Annotated in this window: 13 protein-coding genes; 6 read left to right on the top strand and 7 right to left on the bottom strand. The window is 72.4% G+C overall.

Features of this window, described 5'->3' with window-relative positions; translation table 11 throughout:
- The first annotated feature begins 92 nt into the window (after positions 1 to 92).
- Entirely contained in the window at positions 93 to 1,976 is a 1,884-nt protein-coding gene (locus tag BV453_RS15880; RefSeq protein WP_249522026.1) for a chorismate-binding protein, read from the top strand.
- Positions 1,977 to 1,991: 15 nt separating this feature from the next.
- Here the strand turns inward: BV453_RS15880 and BV453_RS15885 are convergent, their stop codons facing one another.
- On the bottom strand, positions 1,992 to 3,305 hold the full coding sequence (locus BV453_RS15885; RefSeq protein ID WP_249522027.1) for a M50 family metallopeptidase: 1,314 nt from the start codon (positions 3,303 to 3,305) through the stop codon (positions 1,992 to 1,994).
- 66 nt (positions 3,306 to 3,371) lie between these two features.
- Between BV453_RS15885 and BV453_RS15890 the strand changes: the two genes are divergently transcribed.
- The 3 genes from BV453_RS15890 (at position 3,372) to BV453_RS15900 (ending at position 6,430) form a co-directional block, all read left to right on the top strand.
- Entirely contained in the window at positions 3,372 to 3,956 is a 585-nt protein-coding gene (locus BV453_RS15890) for a hypothetical protein (RefSeq protein ID WP_249522028.1), read from the top strand.
- Between the two features lie 91 nt (positions 3,957 to 4,047).
- On the top strand, positions 4,048 to 4,722 hold the full coding sequence (locus BV453_RS15895; protein ID WP_025103163.1) for a YcnI family protein: 675 nt from the start codon (positions 4,048 to 4,050) through the stop codon (positions 4,720 to 4,722).
- A 91-nt stretch (positions 4,723 to 4,813) separates the two neighbouring features.
- On the top strand, positions 4,814 to 6,430 hold the full coding sequence (locus BV453_RS15900) for a Mur ligase family protein (protein WP_172400133.1): 1,617 nt from the start codon (positions 4,814 to 4,816) through the stop codon (positions 6,428 to 6,430).
- Positions 6,431 to 6,442: 12 nt separating this feature from the next.
- On the opposite strand, the gene dxr is transcribed toward BV453_RS15900, so the two are convergent.
- Both dxr and BV453_RS15910 read right to left on the bottom strand, forming a co-directional pair.
- On the bottom strand, positions 6,443 to 7,525 hold the full coding sequence (gene dxr / locus BV453_RS15905; protein ID WP_249522029.1) for a 1-deoxy-D-xylulose-5-phosphate reductoisomerase: 1,083 nt from the start codon (positions 7,523 to 7,525) through the stop codon (positions 6,443 to 6,445).
- A gap of 33 nt (positions 7,526 to 7,558) precedes the next feature.
- Complete coding sequence (locus BV453_RS15910; RefSeq protein ID WP_085607267.1) at positions 7,559 to 8,521, bottom strand: FKBP-type peptidyl-prolyl cis-trans isomerase; 963 nt, start codon at positions 8,519 to 8,521, stop codon at positions 7,559 to 7,561.
- A gap of 124 nt (positions 8,522 to 8,645) precedes the next feature.
- Here BV453_RS15910 and BV453_RS15915 point away from each other — a divergent pair, with 124 nt between their 5' ends.
- Positions 8,646 to 9,425 carry a 1-acyl-sn-glycerol-3-phosphate acyltransferase gene (locus BV453_RS15915; protein ID WP_085607265.1) on the top strand — a complete coding sequence of 260 codons (780 nt, stop codon included), beginning with the start codon at positions 8,646 to 8,648 and terminating at the stop codon, positions 9,423 to 9,425.
- A gap of 9 nt (positions 9,426 to 9,434) precedes the next feature.
- Here the strand turns inward: BV453_RS15915 and BV453_RS15920 are convergent, their stop codons facing one another.
- On the bottom strand, positions 9,435 to 9,932 hold the full coding sequence (locus tag BV453_RS15920; protein ID WP_249522030.1) for an OsmC family protein: 498 nt from the start codon (positions 9,930 to 9,932) through the stop codon (positions 9,435 to 9,437).
- 81 nt (positions 9,933 to 10,013) lie between these two features.
- Between BV453_RS15920 and BV453_RS15925 the strand changes: the two genes are divergently transcribed.
- The gene (locus tag BV453_RS15925; protein ID WP_249522031.1) at positions 10,014 to 11,009 is read left to right on the top strand and encodes an asparaginase; all 996 of its coding nucleotides are present in this window, start codon (positions 10,014 to 10,016) and stop codon (positions 11,007 to 11,009) included.
- Between the two features lie 43 nt (positions 11,010 to 11,052).
- Here the strand turns inward: BV453_RS15925 and BV453_RS15930 are convergent, their stop codons facing one another.
- The 3 genes from BV453_RS15930 to BV453_RS15940 form a co-directional block, all read right to left on the bottom strand.
- On the bottom strand, positions 11,053 to 13,827 hold the full coding sequence (locus BV453_RS15930; protein ID WP_249522032.1) for an FtsK/SpoIIIE domain-containing protein: 2,775 nt from the start codon (positions 13,825 to 13,827) through the stop codon (positions 11,053 to 11,055).
- Positions 13,828 to 13,884: 57 nt separating this feature from the next.
- The gene (locus BV453_RS15935) at positions 13,885 to 14,682 is read right to left on the bottom strand and encodes a PP2C family serine/threonine-protein phosphatase (RefSeq protein WP_025103156.1); all 798 of its coding nucleotides are present in this window, start codon (positions 14,680 to 14,682) and stop codon (positions 13,885 to 13,887) included.
- Between the two features lie 243 nt (positions 14,683 to 14,925).
- Complete coding sequence (locus BV453_RS15940; protein WP_025103155.1) at positions 14,926 to 15,735, bottom strand: DUF4794 domain-containing protein; 810 nt, start codon at positions 15,733 to 15,735, stop codon at positions 14,926 to 14,928.
- Between the last annotated feature and the right edge of the window lie 85 nt (positions 15,736 to 15,820).

Here is a 15,820-nt window from a genome sequence, read left to right on the forward strand (position 1 = left end):
TAGGCGGTGTGTTCGCGTTCCCTCGAATCCAGACCGCCTCCGGGGCGGTCTTTTCGTTGCGCCGAGCCGGAGCCCTCGCACAGGAGACATCGATGACCCTCTCTCGCCTCGACGAGCTCAGCGCCGACCCCACCGCGTCCTTCGTGCTGATCGCCCGGGACGGCGCGGACACCGTCGAGCTGCTCACCGGAGATGTGACCGACGTCGACCTGCTCGCCGACATCCCCCTGACGGTCGAGGGAGAGCCGCGGGAGGTGTTCGCGCTCGTCCCGTATCGGCAGGTCCGCGAACGCGGCTTCGTGGCCCAGGACGACGGCGCCCCGTTGCGCTGCCTCGTCGTCGCGGAGCACCTCGACCTGCCAACTGCTGCTGTGCTCGACGCGCTTCCGACCGCCCCGATCGCGCTCCGCGATGAGGGCTTCGACATCGCGGACGAGGAGTACGCGCGGATCGTCGAGACCGTGATCGCGGACGAGATCGGCCGCGGCGAGGGTGCGAACTTCGTCATCCGCCGCGATTTCACCGCGACCGTCGACGCCGACGAGCGCCAGGCGGCGCTCACCTGGTTCCGGGCTCTGCTCGCCCACGAGCGCGGCGCCTACTGGACGTTCGCGGTCGTCACCCCCGGGCACATCGCGGTCGGGGCGAGCCCCGAGGCGCACGTCGTGGCCCGCGGCGGCGTCGTCACCATGAACCCCATCTCGGGCACCTTCCGGCATCCGGCCGGCGGCGCGACGAAGGAGACGCTCACCGACTTCCTGGCGTCGACCAAGGAGACCGAGGAGCTGTTCATGGTCGTGGACGAGGAGCTCAAGATGATGAGCGCCGTCTGCGCCGACGGCGGACGCATCACCGGCCCGCATCTCAAGGAGATGTCGCGGCTGACGCACACCGAGTACATGCTGCGCGGACGGAGCGGGCTGGACCCGCGGGACATCCTCCGCGAGACGATGTTCGCCCCGACCGTCACCGGCTCCCCCATGCAGAACGCCTGCGCCGTGATCCGGCGGCACGAGCGCAAGCCCCGGGGCTACTACTCGGGCGTCGCGGCGCTCTTCACGCCCAACGCCGATGGCGGGCACGACCTCGACGCGCCCATCCTCATCCGCACCGTGTACCTGCGCGACGGCGAGCTGAGCGTGCCCGTCGGCGCGACCCTCGTCCGCCACTCGGACCCGCACGGCGAGGTGTCCGAGACCCACGGCAAGGCCGCGGGCGTGCTCGGCGCCATCGGCGCGATCGATCGGGACCGCGTGGCCGAGGCCCGCAGCGACGCCGACGCCCCCGGTGAGCCGCGGCGTCTCGCGGACGACCCGGACGTCGCCGCGCTCCTCTCCTCGCGCAACGCCCGCCTCGCCGAGTTCTGGCTGAACCCGCAGGGCGAGGACTTCACCGGTCCGTTCTCCGGCCGCTCCGCCCTCGTCGTCGACGCCGAGGACCGCTTCACGACGATGCTCGCGCATCAGCTGCGGCACCTCGGGCTCGACGTGACCATCGCGTCCTGGGACGAGGTGGACGACGAAGCGGTCGAGACGGCCGATCTCGTCGTCGCCGGCCCCGGCCCCGGCGACCCCCGAGACGACGCGAGCCCGCGCATCGCCCGGATGCGCGAGATCGTGGCGGCCCGCCTGCAGGCGCATTCGCCGCTGCTCGCGGTCTGCCTGAGCCACCAGATCCTGGCGGACCGGATGGGGATCGCGTTGACGCCCCTCGACGCTCCGCACCAGGGGCTGCAGAAGGCCGTGCCGGTGTTCGGCGAGGATGCCTCGATCGGGTTCTACAACACCTTCACGGCACGGGTCGACCCCGGAGTGACCACGGTGGGCGCGGCCGAGGTCTCCGCGGATCCGGTGACCGGAGACGTCTACGCGCTCCGCGGCGACGGCTTCGCATCGGTGCAGGGCCACCTCGAATCGATCCTGTCCCGCGACGGCATCCGCACGCTGGAGCGCCTGGCGGCGCACGCCCTGCGCTGAGCGCGTTCCGGCCGCTCAGCCCAGGAGCTTGACCGGGTTGAACAGGTCGGCCACGAGCAGGAGCGCGCCCGTCGCGATGAGCAGCGTCGCGACGACGACGGTCAGCGGCACGAGCTTGGTGGCGTCGACCGGGGCCGGGGGCGGCCGCCGGAACAGCTTCGCCCACGCCCGCTTGATCCCCTCCCACAGCGCGACGACGATGTGCCCGCCGTCGAGCGGCAGCAGCGGGATCAGGTTGAAGACGAAGAGCGCGACGTTGAGCGAGCCGAGAAGGCCGAGCAGCACGGCGAAGCGGTTGAGCACCGGAGCGTCCGTCGCGGCCACCTCGCCCGCGAGACGCCCGACGCCGACGACGCTCAGCGGCCCGTTCGGATCGCGTTCCCCTCCCGTCACGAGCGAGACCCCGACGTCCCACAGCCGCACCGGGAGCGTGACGATCAGCGAGCCGACCCGGGCGACGGTGTCCGCCGCCAGCTGGGGTCCGGCGGTCAGCGGCTGCTGCACGTAGCCCATCTGCGCGATCATCCCCGCATAGCCGACCTCCTTCACGACGGGATCGCCGTCGTCGTCGAGCACCGGCTGCCCGCTCGCGTCCGTGATGGTGCGCTCCGCGGCGATGGGCGTGAGGGTCAGCGTCCGCTCGGTGCCGTCCCGGCGCACGACGAGGGCGAGGGGCTCGCCCGGTGAGGCCTGGACGATGGCGGTGGCCTCCGCGAAGGTCGACACCGGCTTCCCGTCGATCGACACGAGGACGTCGCCCGGCTGCACGTCGGCCGCAGCGGCCGGGGACTCCGGATCGTCGGCCCCGCACTCGGTCGCCGTCGACGACGCGGGGACCACGCACTCGTTCACCGCCGCGACCGTGGTGGTCCCCTGCTGCACGCCGATCCCGCTGACGAGGACGGTGAAGATCACCACGGCCAGCACGAGATTCATGAGCGGTCCGCCGAGCATCACGATCACGCGCTTCCACACCGGCAGCTTGTAGAAGACCCGGTCCTCGGCGCCTTCCGCGATGGTCTCGTCGTTGGCCGAGCGCGCGTCCTGGATGAGCGTGCGGAACGCCCCGGACGCGGGCCCGCTGTCCTTCGACGACGGATACATCCCCGACATGGAGATGAAGCCGCCCAGGGGCAGGAGCTTGAAGCCGTACTCCGTCTCCCCGATCCGCTTCGACCACAGGCGCGGCCCGAAGCCGATCATGTACTGGCCGACACGCACGCCGAAGAGCTTCGCGGGGACGAGGTGGCCGACCTCGTGCAGACCGATCGAGAGGCCGAGGCCGATCAGCATGAACACGATGCCGCCCAGATAGAGCAGGAATTCCACGAGCCCACGCTACTGCCCGCCGCCTAGGAATCCGCCCGGCTCGCGCAGCGTCGCTAGGCTGGCATGATGACGTCCCGGCAGCTGCGCTTCCTCCGCGCCGCCGCCGTGTCCGCGATCGCCACGCTCCTCGCGGCCGTCTCCCACACGCTCGCCGGCGGGGCCGCCCCGCACCCGCTGCTCATCGCCGCCGTCGCGACGCTCTTGGTGCCGCTCTCCGCCGCCGTGGTCGGCCGGCGGTCCTCGCGCGCCCGAGTCGCGGTGGCCGTGATCCTGGCGCAGGGCGCGTTCCACCTGCTCTTCCAGCTCCTGGGGGCGCCCACCGCCGAGGAGGCGCCGGGACTCGGCGTCCACTCCCACCACCTCGACCTGAGCGCACTCGGCCCGCTGTCACCGGCCTCAGGGCCAGGAGCGCTGATGCTGTCGGCGCACCTCGTCGCCGCCCTGCTGACGACGGTGCTGCTGTGGCATGGCGAGAGCGTGCTGCGCACGATCGCCCGCTGGTTCCAGGCCGCCCTCCGACGCACGGCGACGCCCGCCTCCACGGCTCCGGCACCGCCGCGTCCGCTGCGCTCCGCCGTCCTCCCTCCGATCGACGTCGCGACGACCGCCGTGGTCTCGCGACGCGGTCCTCCGGTGCTCGTCGGCGGCTGAGCCGCCCTCGATCCGGCCGTCGCCGTTCGACGGCCCATCCTTCCGGGCTGCGCTGTTCCGGCGCGCCCGCACACGAGCATCTGGAGACCCCATGTCGAACACCACCATCCGTCCCCGTCGTCCACGCCGCACCCTCCTCGGAGCAACCGGCGTCGTCGGCGGACTCGCCCTCGCCCTCGCCGTCCCCGCGATGGCCGGGGCACACGTCAGCGTCAGCCCCGACGAGCTCGCCGCGGGTGACCACGGCGTGCTGACCTTCTCGTTCTCGCACGGCTGCGGCACCTCGCCCACCACCGCCCTGCGCATCACCATGCCGGACGGTCTCGCCTCGGTCGCCCCCACGCTCGACGGCGACTGGACCATCCAGGTCGAGCGCGGCGACGACGGTCTCGTGAGCGCCGTCACGTACACCGCCCTCACGCCGGTGCCGACCGACCTGCGCGGCGCCGTGAGCATGTCGGTGGGCCTGGATGAGGACACGCCCGAAACGCTCGCCTTCCCGGTGGTCCAGCAGTGCGTGGACGGCGCGACCGAGTGGACGCAGCTCGCCGAGAAGGGTGAGGACCCGCACGACCTCGACTCCCCCGCGCCTGTCGTGACGGTCACGGACGGCACCGCGGACGGTCACGGCACGAGCGCCGCGCCGCAGCCCGCGACGGCGGACGACGGCGACGACGCGCTGGGCATCGCGCTGGGTGCCGGCGGTCTGCTCGCCGGCGTCGCGGCGCTGGTGGTCGCGGTGCTCGCGTTCCGCCGCCGCGCCTGACCCCCGGTCCGCCGCGCCCGGCTCCGGCGCGCGGCGGACCGACCCGCCCGGGCTGACACCGCGGCCGTGAGAACATGGAGACGACATGTCGATGGAACAACAGCCGACCCTGCCCCCCGTGCTCCGCCCGGCGAACCCGCCCCGGCGCGAGCTGTCCGAACTCGCCTCCCTGTTCGCCCGCTCCGTGCGGGGCGACGTGGAGGGCGTCGCTCTCAGTGGCATCACCCTTGCCACGGCCGATCTGCGCCCGGGCGAGGCCTTCGTCGCCATCCGCGGCGTGAACCGCCACGGCGCGGACTTCGCGAAGACCGCCGCCGAGAAGGGAGCGGTCGCGGTGATCACGGACCAGGCGGGTGCCGACATCGCCGCCGACGCCGGCCTCCCGATCCTCATCGTCGACGACCCCCGCGGCGTGCTCGGCGCGCTGAGCGCCTGGGTGTACGGCACGGGCGCGGAGGATCCGCTCCCCCTCCTGTTCGCGACCACCGGGACGAACGGCAAGACGAGCGTCTCCCACCTCCTCGAGGGCATCCTCGAGCAGATGGGCGTCGTCACCGGGCTCTCCTCCACGGCTGAGCGGCACATCGCGGGCGAGGTCATCGTCTCGCGGCTCACCACCCCCGAGGCCTCCGAGATGCACGCCCTCCTCGCGCTGATGCGGGAGCGCGAGGTCGAAGCCGTCGCGGTCGAGGTCAGCGCCCAGGCCCTGTCCCGGCACCGCGTCGACGGTATCCGGTTCGACGTCGCGGGGTTCACCAACCTCAGCCACGACCACCTCGACGACTACGCCGACATGGAGGAGTACTTCGAGGCGAAGCTGCCGCTCTTCCGCCCCGACCGCGCCGTGCGCGGCGTCGTCTGCCTCGACTCGTCCTCCGGCGCCCTCGTCGTCGAACGCTCCGAGATCCCCGTCGTCACCGTCGGGACGCCCTCCATCGCCGCCGACGCCGATCAGGCATCGCGAGCGGACTGGGTGGTCGTCATCGACGACGAGCGGGCGACCGGCACCACGTTCACGATGACGGGACCGGCCGGCACGCTCACCACGACCGTCCCCGTGATCGGTCCGCACATGGCCGCGAACGCGGCGCTGGCGATCGTCATGCTGCTCGAGGGCGGCTATGCCTGGGAGCGGATCGTCGGGGCCGTGCAGCGCGACGGCGGCATCCGGGCCTACCTGCCCGGTCGCACGCAGCTCGTCTCGGGCGCGCAAGGGCCGGCCGTCTTCGTCGACTTCGGCCACTCGCCCGACGCCTTCGAGAAGACCCTGGCCGCCGTGCGGCGGGTGACCCCCGGCAAGGTGCTCATGCTCTTCGGGGCCGACGGGGACCGCGACGCCAGCAAGCGCTTCGACATGGCCCGCACCGCGGTGGAGGGCAGCGACATCCTCGTCGTGACCGATCACCACCCCCGGTTCGAGGACCCGGCGTCGATCCGCGCGACGCTCGTCGAGGGCGCGCGTCGCGCCCGTCCCGACGCCGAGATCCACGAGTACTCCCCGCCGGAGGCCGCGATCGTGGCCGCCGTCGGACTCGTCGGCGACGGCGACGCGATCCTCTGGGCGGGACCCGGCCACCAGGACTACCGCGACATCCGCGGAGTGCGGACGCCGTACTCCGCCCGCGAGCTCTCCCGGCGTGCGCTGAAGGCCGCCGGATGGCCCGTCCCGGAGCCGCGCTGGCCCGTGCCGTACCCGGACGAGGACTGACCCCGCGCCGCGTCAGGCGGCGGCGATGAGCTGGTCGGCCTTCCGCCGCGCCCAGTCCTCCGCCGCCGCGAGCGATTCCACGGTCAGCGTGTCCGGAGCGTCGTGCGCGTCGACGACCCGCTGCACGGTGTCGACGATGCCGAGGAACGGCAGGCGTCCCTCGTGGAACGCGTCCACGGCCTGCTCGTTGGCGGCGTTGTAGACCGCGGGGAAGGTGCCTCCGGCACGCCCGACCGCCTTCGCGAGTGCCACCGCAGGGAAGGCGTCGTCATCGAGCGGCTCGAACGTCCACGACGTGGCGGTGGTCCAGTCCAGCGGGCGGCCCACACCGCCCACCCGGTGCGGCCAGTCGAGGCCCAGCGAGATCGGCAGCCGCATGTCCGGCGGAGAGGCCTGGGCGATGGTGGATCCGTCGATGAACTCCACCATGGAGTGCACGATCGACTGCGGGTGCACGACGACGTCGATGTCGTCGTAGGGCACGTCGAACAGCAGGTGCGCCTCGATGACCTCGAGGCCCTTGTTGACCAGCGTGGCGGAGTTCGTGGTGACGGTGCGTCCCATGTTCCACGTGGGGTGCGCGAGCGCATCCTGCGGCGTGACAGCGGTGAGCTCGTCGCGCGACTTCCCGCGGAAGGGCCCGCCCGAGGCCGTGACCACCAGCCGACGGATCTCGTCGTGCGTACCGGAGCGCAGAGCCTGCGCGAGGGCGGAGTGCTCGGAGTCCACGGGGACGATCTGACCGGGCGCCGCCGCGGCGAGCACCAGATCACCGCCGACGATCAGCGACTCCTTGTTCGCCAGGGCGAGCGTCCGCCCCTCCTCCAGCGCAGCCAGCGTCGAGCCCAGACCGATCGAGCCGGTGATCCCGTTCAGCACCACATCGGCTTCGACGTCACGGACCAGCTGCTCCGCCTCCGCGGCGCCCAGAGCGGTGTGCTCCACCTGGAACTGCGCCGCCTGCTCGGCCATCATCGCCGCGTTCGATCCTGCGGCGAGACCGACGACCTCGAAGCGTCGAGGATTGGCACGGATCACATCCAGCGCCTGGGTGCCGATGGAACCGGTGGAGCCGAGGATGATGACGCGACGCATGACGCCAGCCTAGGACACGCCGCGACGGCGGCCCTACTGCTGCGGCTGGACCGGGGTCGTCGCGAGGATGTCGACGACGAACACGAGGCTCTCGTCCTGCAGCTCGTGGCCCTCGCTCGCGCCGTAGCCGTCGGACGGCGGCATGACGACGAGGACCTGCGAACCGACCTTCTGCCCCTCGAGCGCCTTCTGGAAGCCGGCGACGACCCCCGTGGTCTGGAACTGCGCGGGGGCGGCGTCGCGGCTCCAACTGGAGTCGAACTCCTCGCCGTCGGACCACTTCACGCCGAGGTACTGCACGACCACGAGGTCGCCGGACGCGACCGTCGCACCGTCGCCCTGCTTGAGGACGGAGACCTTCGTCTCGGTCGGCGCGTCGCCGTCCGGGATCGTGACGGACGGCTTGCCGTCGTCGTCGAGCTCGACCTCGGGCATGCCGGCGGTCGGCTCGACGGGCTCACCGGTCGCGACCTCGGGGAGTCGGTCGACGGCCTCCGCGTAGACGACGATGTTGCTCTGCCCCTCACCGAGCGCGCTGCCGGGGATGGCGAGGACGACGCGGGATCCGACCGGCTCGCACTCCAGCGCGGCGACGAACAGCGACGACTGGTTCGGGTCGAGGAGCACGGGGAGCGTGCCGTCCTCGCCGCGCGCCGACGAGTCGACCACGTCGCCGCTGGCGGCATCGACGATCTGGTACTGGACGGAGACGAGGTCGTTCGCCGCGAGGTCGTCTCCCTCGCCCTCGGACACGACGGTCCGCTCGACGTTCGCGAACTCCGCATCGTCGGGAACCGTGATCTTGGCGTCGAGGCCTTCGCCGTCCACCTCGATGGCGTCCGAGGTGTCGCCGGCCTTCGCGTTCACGAGGCACTGGCTCGACCCGGAGGCGTCCGGGGAGGACGTGCTCTGCGGATCGCCGTTCCCGGAGCAGCCCGCCAGCAGCAGGGTCGCCGCAGCGACGGTGGACAGGACGAGCAGCGGACGGGTGCGCACAGGAAGACCTCACGATCGCGGGCGGGAGCTTCCATCCTGCCTCATCGCCCTTTGCTCGCGCTGGGAAGCGGCGGCGCGAGTCTTCATTCCCACGTCGGCATGGATCCGGGAGTAGCCTGCTCTGATGAGCTCTGAGCAGTCCGCGGACCCCGAAACCCCCTCAGAGGACTCCCCGAAGCCCCGGCACGCCGGCTTCACCTACGCCCTGGGCCGCAGCCTCATCGCCCCGCTCGCCCGGCTCGTCTACCGGCCGCACATCGAAGGACGCGAGCACGTCCCCACCACCGGCCCGGTGATCTTCGCCAGCAACCACCTGTCGTTCATCGACTCCATCGCCATCCCGGTGGCGGCTCCGCGGCCCGTGCACTTCCTCGCCAAGTCGAGCTACTTCGAGGGCACCGGCATGAAGGGCTGGGCGTCCAAGACGTTCTTCGAGGCGATCGGTGCGATCCCGGTCCGCCGCGGCGCCGGCCAGGCGGCGCTCGACGCCCTCGACCTGCAGCGTCAGCTCCTCGACGAGGGCCTCGCCGTCGCGCTGTACCCCGAGGGCACCCGCTCCACCGACGGCCGGCTGTACAAGGGCCGCACGGGCGTGGCGTTCCTCGCCCTGCAGACCGGCGCCCCCGTCGTCCCCGTGGGACTCATCGGCACCGACAAGGTGATGCCGGTCGGCGCCAAGATGCCCACGCTGTCCGAGCGGATCACCGTGCGCTTCGGGGAGCCCCTGGATCTGTCGCCGCACGGACCGGCGACGAGCGGCCGCGCACGCCGACTCGCGACCGACGAGATCATGGCCGCGATCCACGCCCTCTCCGGTCAGGAGCTCGCGGGCACCTACAACGAGGCGCCGGCGCAGAACGCGATCGAGAAGATCAAGCAGGCGCTCCCGCACGAGCGCCGCTGAGCGCCCCGTTCAGCCGGCGGCCCGCACCGTCGCCTCGTGCCGGACGGGGAAGTTGACCGAGTTGGCGATGAAGCACCACTCGTTCGCCTGGGCGTGCGCCCGCTCGGCCGCCTCGATCATCGACGCCTCGGCGACGACGACCTCCGGTCGCAGCAGCACCTCGACGAAGGACCCGCCGCCGGCGCCGTTCTCGCGCATCAGGCCGCTCGCGGTGTCGCGATAGGACACGACCACCACGCCGGCCGTCACGCACGCGTGCAGATAGGACAGCAGGTGGCACTCCGAGAGGGAGGCCAGCAGGAGGTCCTCCGGATTCCAGCGCGACGGATCGCCGCGGAAGGGCTTGTCGGACGACGCGAGCAGCTCGGGCTTCCCCTCGACCTCGATCGTGACGTCACGGCGGTAGTCGCGATAACCGCTCGTGCCGGACCCGGCGTTGCCGGTCCAGGTGGAGGTGAGGGCGTAGCGGTGCTCGCCGAGGGCCCGGGGAGTCGTCTGCTCTGGCATGCGCCCAGTCTGCCAGGCGGCGCCGACACCCGGGCTCCGCCCTCGACGGAGCCGCGCCGCACCCGCCGGTAGAGTTGTCGGGTGCTGGAGACTCTCACCGTTCAGGATTCCGTCGAACTCGCCGTCGTGGAGCGGAGCGGCTTCATCGAGTCGCGTCATGCCGGTGCGGCCGTCGTGCTGTCGCCCGAGGGCGAGGTGGTCGCGCGGCATGGGAACGCGGAGGCACTGATCCTCCCCCGCTCCAGCCTCAAGCCCCTGCAGGCAGTCGCCTGCCTCACGGCGGGCGCCGTGCTCGAGGGAGAGCAGTTGGCTCTGTCCACCGCCAGCCATTCCGGAACCGACCGGCACGCCGAGGTCGTTCGCGAGATGCTCACCGCCGGCGGCCTCAACGAGGACGACCTCGCCTGTCCCCCGGCGTGGCCGAGCGACTCCGCGACCCGCGACGAGATGGTGCGCGAGCACGGCCAGGAGGCTCGGGTCCGAATGAACTGCTCGGGCAAGCACGCCGCGATGCTCCGCGCCTGCATCGCGACCGGCTGGCCCGTCGAGGGCTACCTCGAACCGACCCACCCGCTCCAGGCCCACATCCGTGACGTCATCGAACGCCTGACCGGCGAGAAGATGGCGCACACCGCGATCGACGGCTGCGGCGCCCCGGTGTACGCCCTCACCCTCACGGGCCTGGCCCGTGCGATCCACCGCGTCGGCACCGCCTCCGAGCGCTCCCCGTTCGCGCTGCATCGGGTGGCCGGCGCCCTGGTGAAGGCCGTCCGCGAGAACCCCTGGACCATCGATGGCCCGGGGCGCCCTGACACGATCGCGATCGAGCGGCTCGGCGTCTTCGCGAAGGGCGGCGCGGAGGGCGTCATGGTGATGGTGGCTCCGAACGGGACCACGGTCGCCCTCAAGATGCTGGACGGCGGTGCCCGGGCATCGACGATCGTGGCCGCCACGCTGCTGGCGCGCGCCGGCGGCCTCAGCGAGGCCGACGTGACCGCGCTGGCCGAGGCCATGCCGCTCGCGGTGCTCGGTGGCGGCTCCCGCGTCGGCGTCGTCCGGCCCGGCGCGGGTATCTGACCGCATATCCGCGGCACGGGATCCGTGTGCCGCCGTCGGGTGGTCATCGACGCCCCAGAGCATCGATGACCACACGCCGGGGTGCGCGGTCGCCGATCACGGACCACGCGCGTCCGGCGTCGGGTCGGGCGTACGGCGGGCGGACGCGGACGCCGACGAGCTGACGCAGCTCGCTGGGCCGCTCCGCCCGGATGAGCACCTCCCCGTGCGACCGCACCCGCTGCCACAGCGCCCAGTGACGCTGCCAGCTCTCGGCATCGGCGACGAGCACGAGCGGCTTGCCGGTCCGGCTCGTCTCGGGACGAGCGGCCTGCACGTCCCACTCCGGGTGCGCCGAGGCCAGCGTCTCGACGACCGAGGCCGCGCCCGGGGTGACCAGCGCCGTCAGCTCCCCCGCCGGTGCCCAGGCCGGCGCCACCTTTCGGAGGGGCTGCACCGGCCGTACGGGCACGCCCTCGGTGTCGATCCACGCGAACTGCATCTCCCGCTCCTCGAGGACCGCCCGCCCCGGCGGCCGGTCTCGTCGGAAGGCCGCCAGCTCGCCACCGGCGGCGAGGTGCTCGACCCGGGTGGGCATCCGGAGCACCGCCCGTCGCGGAAGCGCATCGAACACGCGCGCCAGAGGGCCCACGGCCCGGCTCGCCGCCAGCACCCAGGTGACGGCCGCCTTCGACCGCACGAGGTGCTCCCAGCGCTGGACGAAGTCCTGACCGTCTTCGAGAGGCAGCGCCGCATGGAGAGCGTCGAGGTCGTCGGCGAGCACGACATCGGACGGAGCGCCGTCCTCCTCCGTCCATGCGAGGAGCTGATCGACGGCGCTCTCGGGGTCATCAGGGAACCACGTGCATTCCGGATACTGCGCGGCGATCACGCGCAGCGCTGTCGTCCTGCCGGTCCCCGGAGCGCCGAGCACAGCGAGGCCGCGCTCGTGCCCCGGACGCAGGACCACCAGCGGCTGCGCCTGGTGGTCGGGGTCGTCGGCGCGTCCGAGCACGATCAGCGGCCCCTCCTCGGTTCTCCGGTCGCCCGTCCTCGACCCGGCCAGCAGCGTCTCGAGCGGCAGGTGCGTGGGGAGGGCCGGGTGCCACGGCGGTGCGGACGGAGTCGTACCGGGCCACCGCTCCCCGATGCGACGGATGTGCTCGTCATCCGCGAGCGCTGTGCGCACGGGGTGGGGCTCCTCGTCCTGGGGGCGTCGGAGCAGCGCCCGACCGCGCCCGTCCGCGCCCCCGGGCAGATCCGCCGCTTCCCCGGTCCCGATCACCGCTCGACTGTCGGCGGCCTCCGCGACGCGGAGGCTGATCCGCAGCGGGCAGTTCGTCGCGAGAGCGTCACGGATGACACCGGCGGCGCGCTGGGTGCCCAGGATCAGGTGCATGCCCAGCGCACGCCCCCGCGCCGCGACATCGGTGAACACCGCCGCGAGCTCCGCGTGCTCCTGCAGCAAGGCGGCGAACTCGTCGACGACGATGACCAGACGGGGCAGGTCGGTCTCGCGCACGTCCCGGGCGCCCATCGCGGCGAGGGCTGCCTCGCGACGCCGCATCTCGGCGGCGAGGCTGGCGACCCCGCGTCGCGCCTCCGTCTCATCGAGGTCGGTGATGACGCCGACCACCTGCGGCAGACCGCGCAACCGGTCGAAGGCCGTTCCTCCCTTGAAGTCCGCGAGGAGGAAGCTCACCCGGTCAGGGCCGTGTCCCGCGCAGACCGCGACGACCCAGCTGACGAGGAGCTCGCTCTTGCCCGTGCCCGTCATCCCGGTCACGATGGCGTGCGGACCGTCCTCGACGATGTCGGCTCCCACGGGCGCGCCATCCCTCCCGGTGCCCAGCGCGACGCGGAGGCCCGGCCCCGCCGGCGGCTGCGGAAGGTCTCGCAGGGCTGTCGCGGTGACGGCGGGTGCCGCCCCGTCCCGCGCGCCGCACAGCTCCGCCGCGGCCGCTGCCTGGGCGGAAGAGAGGAACTCCACGGCGAGGTCGGCCTCGCCGTCCGGCGTCCGCAGCGTGGCCGCGCCCGGTTCCTCGATGTCGATCACCGTCGTGATGCCCTCCGGGACCTCGGCGCCGGACGGAACGGTCCAGATCACGGCATCCGCACCGGCTCCCGCCCCGCCGGCCGAACCGGTGGCGAGGGCGAGACGGAATCCGCCGCGTCGCGCCCGCTGCGCATGCGGAAGCGCTCGGAGCGCCGGGTCGCACCCCTCGTCGCCGACGAGGGACAGCACGCTCGGCGAGAAGCGCAGGCAGAGCTGGATCACGAGAGCGCGAGCCGCGGCCTGCACGAGCGGCTCCCGGCCGCGGAGGCACACCCCACGGCCGAGGGCGACGACCCACGGCGCGTCCTCCAACACCGCGCAGCGGCGGCGGAAGGCGTGAGCACGGGCGTCGTCACCGCCTTCGCAGCGCACCCCGCTCGCCCGGGATCCGCGTCCCACCACCAGCGGGGTGTCGTCGCCCGGCGGTCGGGCATCCCGCAACGGTCGGTCGCGGATGCAGGATGCCGCATCCGGATGACGGCGTTCCCCCTGCGCCCGCTCCTGCGCGTGGCGACGATGCAGCTCGGCCTCGATGTCGGCCCAGGCGGTGCTCACCCTGAGCGCGTCGGCCTTCCGTTCCCGGCGGCGCCCCCGGGCCGTATCGAGGAGAGAAGCGCCCAGCATCAGGGGACCGAGAGCCGCGAACCACAGCGCGTGCACGGCCCCCGTCGTCATCCAGAGCGCGAGGCCGGCCGCCACGGGGACGACGGCGGCGACGAGGGGAAGCGGGCGGCGGCGGAGCGGTGTCGATGCGGACGGCAGGAGCAGCGGCGAAGGGTCCATGCCCCCAGTGCATCCCACCCCCGGTGCCGATGCGGCCTCTCCACAGGCTGCGGGGCGCTACTCCGCGGAGTCGTCGGATGGGGAGGAGGAGTCCTCGGGGTCGCTGACCTGCAGGACGATCACGGTGACGTTGTCGCGACCGCCGTTGTCGAGAGCCGCGGCGAGCATCGCGTCGACGCTCTCCCCCGGATCGGCGTGCGCGCGGAGGAAGTGCTGGATGCCGTAGTCCGTGAGCTCCTTCGTGAGTCCGTCGGAGCAGATCACGAAGCGATCTCCCGGCCGCACGTCGATGGTCACGTAGTCCGGCGCGGTGAGCTCACTGGCGCCGACGGCGCGGGTGATCACGTTGCTGTACGGGTGTCCCTCGGCCTCTTCCGGGCTGAGCTTGCCCGCCGTGATGAGCTCCTGCACGACGGAGTGATCCGTCGTGACCTGCAGCAGCCGGTCGTCGCGGAGGAGATACACGCGGGAATCGCCGATGTTCAGCGCCACCCAGTGCGGTTCCCCCTCGCGCTCATCGAGATACACACCGGTGAGCGTGGTGCCGGTGCCTTCATCGGTGGTGTCCGGGTGCCCGGCGATGTCGTCCACCGCGAGAGCGAGCGCCTTCTCGATCGCGGACGGAGAGACCTCGTCCGCGTCCACCACCGCGCGCAGCCGGGTGACGGTGCTCTGGCTGGCGATCTCCCCGCCGGCGTGGCCGCCCATGCCGTCCGCGACGATGAACAACGGGTACTCGGCGAGCAGCGCGTCCTGATTCGTCTCCCGGCGTCGCCCCTGGTCGGTGACCCCGGCCCAGGACAGCAGCAACGGACGATGCGCAACCGTGACGGTGTGCGTCTTGGTCTCAGCCACGAACTGCCTCCGATGGACCTGCGGCGAAGGGGACGGGCGCAGGATACTCACACATCGTAGTGGAACTCGCTCTCCTGCTCCGCACCGGGATCTTTGTGAACGGGGCGCGGGACGAAAGGAGGAGAGTGCACGGCCCTCCGGTGCGACGAGTCCATGCCTCCACGTTAGCGGCATGTCGGGGCGTGCCGGCACCACGGACGCGAAGAACCCCCGGTCCGGAGGCCGGGGGTTCTTCCACCGTCGTCACGCAGGAGGCTGCGTGGGATCGTTCGGCGTGGTCGGCGGAGCCGGAGGCGCCGCAGGCGGAGCCGCGGGAGGCGCGGGAGGCGTGGTGGGCGGAGCCGCGGGCGGAGCCGGCGGAGTGGTGGGCGGCACCGGAGGGATCGGCGCTCCCGTCGCCGGAGCGGTCGGCGCGGCCGGCGGTGCGTAGCCCGGAGCGGCGGGCGGGGTGTACGGCTGCGTCGGAGGAGCGTACCCCTGCGGAGGGGTGCCGTAGCCCTGCGGGGCACCGTACCCCTGGGGCGCGCCGTAGCCCTGCTGCGGCGCGGCCGCGGCGGGCTGGACGGGGATGCCGTCCCAGACCGTGCGGTCGCCGAGGAATCCGTTGCCCGCCCACGGTGCCGGCTGGATGTTCGGGTTCCAGCGCGACTTGTCGAAGGCGTTGATGCCGAGCCAGACGACGGCGAGGAAGACGTAGAGGACGACCCAGACGGCGTCCTTCTGGAGCTTGAGACCCACGCGCCACGCGGCGATGGCCGAGAGCACCCCGAGGGCCAGCGAGAACAGGAAGCCGATGCCGATCCAGCTCAGCAGCGCGGCGCCCGCGATCCCGTAGAGGACGAGCCACGGACTCAGGTCGCCGAGCTTGAAGAAGATCATGGAGTTGTAGACCGGCACCCAGGCGCGCCAGTTCCCCTGGACTCCGGCCTTCTGGAAGATCTTCATGTAGAAGAGCGACACCAGGACGTATCCGGCGACCGCGATCAGCAGAATGACGAAGAAGTAGGCGAAGAGCAGGCCGAGATAGCCCGCTCCGTAGTCGTCGTAACCCATGAGGCTCACATTCTCTGGTCAGGGGAGACGGCTTTCGTCCCCCACCACGAGACTCCCCGCCTCGCATTGGACATGGTAGCGGTGC

The organism is Microbacterium sp. ER1, from assembly GCF_023383675.1.
GTDB lineage: Bacteria > Actinomycetota > Actinomycetes > Actinomycetales > Microbacteriaceae > Microbacterium.